This window comes from Bacillus sanguinis, assembly GCF_018332475.1.
Taxonomy (GTDB): domain Bacteria; phylum Bacillota; class Bacilli; order Bacillales; family Bacillaceae_G; genus Bacillus_A; species Bacillus_A sanguinis.
The window spans coordinates 1-7,224 of the sequence record NZ_BOQB01000201.1; the positions used below are offsets into that span (position 1 = coordinate 1).

A 7,224-nucleotide genomic window follows, 5' to 3' on the forward strand; every position below is an offset into this window, starting at 1 on the left:
ATAAATTTGAGCGCGAGGTAATTTGTGCTTTGAATAAAGATTTTAAATGGAGTAAATATTTTTTAAAAATTATCTCGAATTTGAGATAATTTGATAAGCTGGAAGTTAATGTGTAATTTCATAATCAATATCTCGAATTCGAGATAAAATTATCATGACGGATTTTACTATGCAGTATGGACAAAATGAATAATGAGTTTTAATGTATAAAAATTTTTATAAGGGACTAAAAAGGAGTGAACGAAATGGAAAAGAAAACAATGGGGATCCATCACATTACAGCAATCGTAGGACATCCACAAGAAAATGTAGATTTTTATACTGGTGTATTAGGGTTACGTTTAGTGAAACAAACTGTGAATTTTGATGATCCAGGCACGTACCATCTTTATTTTGGGAATGAAGGAGGAAAACCTGGAACAATTATTACGTTTTTCCCATGGGCTGGTGCTCGTCAAGGCATTATTGGGGATGGTCAAGTAGGCATTACGTCTTATGTCGTACCAAAAGGTGCAATGGAGTTTTGGGAAAATAGATTAGAAAAATTCAATGTTGCGTATACAAAAATGACTCGATTTGGAGAGCAGTATTTAGAATTTGATGATCCACATGGTTTGCATATAGAATTAGTAGAAAGAGAAGAGGGCAAATTAAATAATTGGACTTTTGGAGAGGTTACGCCAGAAGTAGCAATTAAAGGATTTGGCGGTGCCGTTCTTTTATCTGCACAACCTCAAAAAACTGCTGAATTGTTAGAGCATGTTATGGGTCTTGAGAAAATTGGAGAAGAAGGTGAATTCGTTCGATTCCGTTCTTCTGCTGATATTGGGAATATTATCGACTTAAGGTTATCGACAATCGGGCGTGGTCAAATGGGTGTTGGTACAGTTCATCATATTGCTTGGAGAGCGACTGACGATGATGATCAACTAGACTGGAAAGAGCATGTGTCTCGTTTTGGATATCACGTAACTCCTGTACAAGATCGAAATTATTTTAACGCGATTTATTTTAGAGAACACGGGGAAATTTTATTTGAAATTGCAACAGACCCTCCTGGTTTCGCTCATGACGAATCGTTAGAGACGATGGGTGAGGAATTAAAGTTACCGGAGCAATATGAATCACATAGAAAACAAATTGAACAAACACTTCTACCATTTGAAGTGAGAAATTTAGATTAAAGTGATTGAAAGGGGAAAAGGATTATGATGAAACATGTTTTTCAAAAAGGAAAAGATACGTCAAGACCAGTGTTGTTATTACTTCATGGTACAGGAGGTAATGAATTAGATTTATTACCACTTGCAGAAATAATTGACCCAGAAGCATCTGTATTAAGTGTTAGGGGAAATGTATTAGAAAATGGCATGCCACGTTTTTTCCGCCGATTGGCAGAAGGCATTTTTGATGAAGAAGATTTGATTTTCCGTACGAAGGAATTAAATGAATTTTTAGATGAAGCTGCAAAAACATATGAATTTGATAGAAATAACATTGTAGCTATCGGTTATTCAAATGGAGCAAACATTGCTGCAAGTTTATTATTCCATTACGATAATGCATTAAAAGGCGCTGTGCTTCATCACCCAATGGTGCCTAGAAGAGGAACACAATTGCCTAATTTAGCAGGGAAATCCGTGTTTATCGCTGCTGGGACAAATGATCCGATTTGTTCATCAGCAGAGTCAGAGGAATTGAAGGCACTATTAGAAAATGCAAACGCTAATGTAACAATGCATTGGGAAAATAGAGGACATCAATTAACAATGGGTGAAGTAGAAAAAGCAAAAGAATGGTATGAAAATACAGTACTATAAAAGTAAATAAAGAAAGAAGCATTTGCAAGCATTAGCAGATGCTTCTTTTTTATTTACGACTGAATTGTAAGATGTGATGAAGAAAGCGGTAATTGAATGTCAACAATCGTACCTTTATTTAATTCGCTTGAAATGTGTAATTTACCATGGTGTTCTTCAATTATTTTGTAACACATCATTAGCCCTAGTCCAGTTCCCTTTTCTTTTAAACTATAAAATGGTTCGCCTAGACGAGAGATACGATCTTCTGGGATACCGCAACCTTCATCGATAATCCGTATTAAAATAAAGGTATCTTCTAATGGTTTTGTTTGGATGAAAATATTTCCGCCATTTGGCATCGCTTCAATCGCATTTTTTAATATATTTATAAAAACCTGTTTTAATTGGTTACCGTCACATTGAATATCATGTGCGTAATCAAAATGATCCATAATGATGTGAACACTATGCATAATAGCAGTTGGTAAAATAAATGTAACTACCTCTTCAATCAAAGTTTGTATGTTACAAGTTTTGATTGATAATACTTGTGGCTTAGACATCGCCATAAATTGACTTGTAATAGATTCCATTTGTGAAATTTCACTTAACATAACATCGATATACCATTTCTGCTCCTCATTGATTTCAGGGAGTAACAATGTTAGAAAACCTTTTAGAGAAGTGAGTGGATTTCGAATTTCATGGGCAATTCCAGCTGTCAGTTGTCCAACTACAGCGAGCTTTTCTGATTTTCGTAATAATTTTTCTGTTTCTTTTAGCTCGGTAACGTCTCTTCCCATTACGATAAGACCTTTACGGGAGCCGTCAGGATGATAGAGAGGAACTTTCGATATACTTAAGATTAGATCGGAATCATCTCTATGAATAATAAATTCCTCACCATGAAGAATTTGTCTTTGTTGCCATGCTAGTTCGTCGACTTCTTCACAATGTAAAAAAGCTTCTCGGTACGCTTCATTATATTGAATGAGTTCACTATCTTTTTTTCCGTGGTAAGGTACATGATGGAAATTAAAGCAAGAAAGTGCATAGTCATTTGCTTCAAGCCAGCGTCCTTCATGATCTTTAAATATAACAAACGCAGGCATGGAGTCCACTAATGTACGTAATCTCTTCTCACTCTCTTTTAGCATATTCTCAATTCTTTCTGATTTTTCAAGAGGTTTCATAATGGCATATACGCCAGTTAGACGATTTTGGACAAAAATAGGAACTAGTTTTGTCACGACGTCTAATAAGAATCCATTTTTATGACAAATAGATAAAATATACTCTTGTTGATTATTCGTTTCCGTATTCTTTATATTTTGTAATACTTGCTCAGAAATATGGGCTTCTAAAATAGAGATAATATTTTTCTGTTCTAATTCTAAAGAAGTGTAACCTAATATTTTTTCGGCAGAAGGATTTATATGTAGAATAACTCCCTCTAAATTTAATGAAATAATACTATCAGGATTGTGTTCAAACAGAGATGCATACATTTCTGTTAAAGAACAATCTTGTATATGTTTTTGCAAACGTCTAGAAATGTTCGGATGACGTTTTTTTTGAGTTGATGAATATTTTTTACGACTCATAATAGTTCCTCCGTACAAATAGCATCTAAAAAGATTTGTCTATTCATAACTATAATATAGATGTAATGTGTATTTCTATAAAAAATGGAAGTTATATAATAAATTTTGTTTTCTTTATTTTTTGCAAAGTGAGTGCCAGGTGGTAATAAGGGAAGTTTATATTGTTTTATAAACCTTTTGTAAGTTACAAAAGTGGATTTTCTGTATAACATTAGGGTAGAAGAGGGGGAGAGAAAATGAAAAATTATATTCAAGGGATTGATCATGTGCAAGTAGCTGCGCCTGTAGGGTGTGAAGAAGAAGCACGAGAATTTTATGGTGAAAAAATTGGTATGGAGGAAATACCGAAGCCAGAGGAATTAAAGAAGCGCGGTGGCTGTTGGTTTAAGTGTGGAAATCAAGAGATTCATATTGGAGTTGAGCAAAACTTCAATCCAGCTAAAAAAGCGCATCCGGCTTTTTATGTTTTAAAAATTGATGAATTTAAACAAGAGTTAATAAAGCAAGGTATTGAAGTAATAGATGATCATGCACGACCAGATGTAATTAGATTTTATGTGTCAGATCCGTTCGGAAATCGAATTGAATTTATGGAAAATAAAAACTAGGTGGAAATCCACCTAGTTTTTAACCTTTTCTAAACAATCCTAATACTTCAACCGTTTCTGTAATGTTAACGAATGCATGAGGATCAATTTCAGAAATGGTTAATTTCATACTTGCTAATTCTTCACGAGAAACGACTGTCATAAGTACACGTTTCTTTTCGCTGGAATAAGCACCTTCGCCATCAAGTAATGTAATTCCACGTACAACAGTTGAAAGAAGTTGTTTTTTCATTTTTTCTGCTTCATTTGTTACAATCATAAGTGTAACCTTTCGATGTTTCGTATGAATAGCATCGATAACTTTACCAGTTACATAAATCGAAAGTAAGCTTGTAAGAGCAACATCCCAAGTGAAGAAGAATCCTGCAATGATTACAACAACTGCATTTAAAACAATAAGGAATCCGCCAAGTTTAATATCTCTTTTGCGAGACAACAACATACCGATAATATCAAACCCACCAGTTGATCCATTACAGTTAAAAACAAGACCGATACCAGCCCCGGCAATAACACCACCAAAGATAGATGATAAAAGTGGGTCTGTTGCTACGACTTTCACTGGGACGTAGTATAATGCAACAGATAATACAATAACAGAGATAACAGTGTTAAAAATTACTTTTTTTCCAAGACCTATGTACCCTAAAATAAGGATAGGTAAGTTTAATACGAAGTTAATAATACCTGTGTTTACAGGCGTTACAATCCCTAAAATAATAGCAATTCCGCCAATTCCACTACTTAAAATTTTGTGGGGGATAAGGAAAAGATTAAAGGCAATCGCAATAATAATAGAACCAATAATAACACCAAGAAATCTGACCATCTCTTTCCCGTCCTTCACTAAAAAATTCATATTATTTCAAGATTATATATGATATTGAAAGTTTTGGGTAAAAACAGTTTATTTTGGAAAATTAGATTAATCAAAAGAATTTGAGTATTTTATCATTTGAAAGGGGATACAGTTGTGAAGATAAAAACATATCAACAGAAAAGCCCGTTGAAGCAAGAATGTGAGGATTCTTATTTTTGTAATGAAGAAAAAAAGATTTATGGTGTATGTGACGGTGCAACACCACTTGTTCCGTTTTGTGATGAAAAGGGACATAATGGAGCATACATCGCTTCACATTTATTTGCAAGTTATTTTAATTCATTCCGCGAAAATCATAGTTTACAAGTTGCTGTTGCAAAAGCAAATGAAGCATTGCAAAGCAAAATGTTAGAATATGAAGTAGATACGAGAAAGAAAGAGCATTTGTGGTGTACATGTATTGCCGCAGTTCAAATAAAAGGTGAGAAAATTGAATATGCACAGTTAGGGGACTGTATGATTGTCGCAATACTTCAAAATGGAACGATGCAAGTATTAACGAAAGACACAGTTGAAGGAATTAGTAAACGAGCAAAAAAGAAGAGAGAAGAAGATCGTAAAAAAGGGTTATCTGTGCCAGAAGAACATGTTTTTCAAGATGTGAAAGAACAGTTAAAATATAATCGTTATCTTGCAAATATGCAGGGTGGGTATTCCGTTGCAAATGGAATGAAAGAAGCGATACATTATTTACAATATGGTGAATTATATATAGATGAAGTAAGCGGGATTTTTATTTGTTCAGACGGATTATTCCACCCAGATTGGCCACTCGAACAAACTGTTGCATATATAAGACAGAATGGTATAAATGAATATGTAGCTATTATTGAAGAGCTAGAAGGGAAAAAGAGAATAAGACCAGATGATAAAACAATTATGATCATTGATTTTTAAGGGGGATGCTCAAATGGAAATTAAATGTGTTAATTTAACATTTCAAGATGAATTAGTTCCTTTAGAGAAAGTTAATAAACTGATTATCCACCATACATCCGAAGATGGATGGGATGTGTATAAAACACATGAATTTCATCAAAAAGTAAGAGGGTGGAGCGGGATCGGTTATAATTATTTTATCGAAGCAGATGGAACTGTAGTCGAAGGACGTGGTTTACATATTGGAGCGCATGCGAAAGATAATAATAGAGATACAATTGGAATATGTATGACGGGTAATTTTGATAAATATGATCCAACGACCGCACAAATGGATGCATTATATTCTTTATGTAAAATGTTTATGAAGCAGTTTGCTATAAAGAAAGAAAATATACTCGGTCATAGGGAGCTAGAAGGCGTTACAAAAAGTTGTCCTGGAAAGCGTTTTTCTATGGTAGAGTTAAGAAACGGACTATCTTACATATAGAGGAGTAACAAATGATGATGAATATAAAAATACCAAATGATAAAAAAGAAGAGCTTGTAGCACAAATTCAGCAATTTTTCGTTGAAGAAGATTTAGATGAAATTGGGCGTTTTCAAGCAGAACGTTTAATAGAAGAAATGATTAAATTAGTAGGACCTTTTGCATATAATCAAGCAATTGGAGATGCTAGAAAGCTTGTAACAGAGAAATTATCTAATATTGAAGAAGATTTGTATGTGTTAGAGAAGAGTGAAGGGAAGTAAAAGGCCATTTTATCCCTCTTCCGTCAATTATAAAATAAGTGTTATTTCACGGCTTTTTCCGATGTTTTATTTGGAAAAGGCCGTGAAATTTTTTCATTGTCAGCAGGAAAACAATGAAACTTATCCCCCTATCTCGTACTCCATTCTTTTGCCATTTCATCATGATATGCTTCTGTCCAATGATATGGTTGCAACTCTTTTAAAGGTTTAAAAATAATATCTTGTTTAGTATTTGTAATCGCACACTGTACTTCTGGTCCCCAATAAAATAAACGTTCTTGGCATACACCACAAGGCGAGAGTACCTTTAATTCAGAATGCTCATTTTCTCTTGCAAGACAAATAGAATGTGTAACTTTCTTTTGAAATTTATGAGCTTCTAAAATTGCACCTGTTTCCATACAAAGTTCTGTTGAAGCATTTATTACGCCTGGAGCAACACTTGTATAAATTGTTCCATCTTCTACACGAATCGCTGCGGCTCCCCCCCAACCATTTGGATATCTTTGTTCAATTAAATGTTTCACCACATCATATAATTGTTGCTCAATATTCAATTTCTTTTCCTCATTTCTGCCCAAATTCCGGTTTATTATTTCGGAATATTCTTTCTTTTACTATAATAACATAAACAAAAAAATAGAATGAACATTTAATTTCAAGCCATCTTTTTGCCAAAAGGAACGTTTTTTTATAAA

Annotated in this window: 9 protein-coding genes; 6 read left to right on the forward strand and 3 right to left on the reverse strand. The window is 33.8% G+C overall.

All coding sequences use genetic code 11. The features are described 5' to 3' along the window. Positions 1 to 245: 245 nt before the first annotated feature. Together KI369_RS20415 and KI369_RS20420 are read left to right on the forward strand one after the other, a co-directional pair. On the forward strand, positions 246 to 1,184 hold the full coding sequence (locus KI369_RS20415) for a ring-cleaving dioxygenase (protein ID WP_212957191.1): 939 nt from the start codon (positions 246 to 248) through the stop codon (positions 1,182 to 1,184). Positions 1,185 to 1,208: 24 nt separating this feature from the next. Next, on the forward strand, positions 1,209 to 1,820 hold the full coding sequence (locus tag KI369_RS20420; RefSeq protein ID WP_212957192.1) for an alpha/beta hydrolase: 612 nt from the start codon (positions 1,209 to 1,211) through the stop codon (positions 1,818 to 1,820). Positions 1,821 to 1,873: 53 nt separating this feature from the next. Here the strand turns inward: KI369_RS20420 and KI369_RS20425 are convergent, their stop codons facing one another. Then, a complete protein-coding gene (locus tag KI369_RS20425) occupies positions 1,874 to 3,406 on the reverse strand; it encodes a BA3702 family sensor histidine kinase (RefSeq protein WP_212957193.1) in 1,533 nt (510 codons plus the stop codon). A gap of 236 nt (positions 3,407 to 3,642) precedes the next feature. On the opposite strand from KI369_RS20425, the gene KI369_RS20430 reads away from it, so the two are divergent. Next, on the forward strand, positions 3,643 to 4,014 hold the full coding sequence (locus KI369_RS20430; RefSeq protein WP_000800775.1) for a VOC family protein: 372 nt from the start codon (positions 3,643 to 3,645) through the stop codon (positions 4,012 to 4,014). A 19-nt stretch (positions 4,015 to 4,033) separates the two neighbouring features. On the opposite strand, the gene KI369_RS20435 is transcribed toward KI369_RS20430, so the two are convergent. Next, positions 4,034 to 4,843, reverse strand: coding sequence for a YitT family protein (locus tag KI369_RS20435; protein ID WP_000251343.1), 810 nt, complete (start codon positions 4,841 to 4,843; stop codon positions 4,034 to 4,036). Positions 4,844 to 4,969: 126 nt separating this feature from the next. Here KI369_RS20435 and KI369_RS20440 point away from each other — a divergent pair, with 126 nt between their 5' ends. Genes KI369_RS20440 through KI369_RS20450 form a run of 3 tightly spaced genes read left to right on the forward strand, consistent with a single transcriptional unit; the run spans position 4,970 to position 6,526 of the window. Further along, positions 4,970 to 5,791, forward strand: coding sequence for a protein phosphatase 2C domain-containing protein (locus KI369_RS20440; RefSeq protein WP_212957194.1), 822 nt, complete (start codon positions 4,970 to 4,972; stop codon positions 5,789 to 5,791). A 13-nt stretch (positions 5,792 to 5,804) separates the two neighbouring features. Then, positions 5,805 to 6,263 (forward strand): peptidoglycan recognition protein family protein, encoded by a 459-nt coding sequence (locus tag KI369_RS20445; RefSeq protein WP_212957195.1) that lies wholly within the window; start codon positions 5,805 to 5,807, stop codon positions 6,261 to 6,263. An 11-nt stretch (positions 6,264 to 6,274) separates the two neighbouring features. Further along, complete coding sequence (locus KI369_RS20450) at positions 6,275 to 6,526, forward strand: DUF2164 domain-containing protein (RefSeq protein WP_001983516.1); 252 nt, start codon at positions 6,275 to 6,277, stop codon at positions 6,524 to 6,526. 128 nt (positions 6,527 to 6,654) lie between these two features. On the opposite strand, the gene KI369_RS20455 is transcribed toward KI369_RS20450, so the two are convergent. Further along, on the reverse strand, positions 6,655 to 7,083 hold the full coding sequence (locus tag KI369_RS20455; RefSeq protein WP_212957196.1) for a cytidine deaminase: 429 nt from the start codon (positions 7,081 to 7,083) through the stop codon (positions 6,655 to 6,657). Positions 7,084 to 7,224 lie beyond the last annotated feature (141 nt).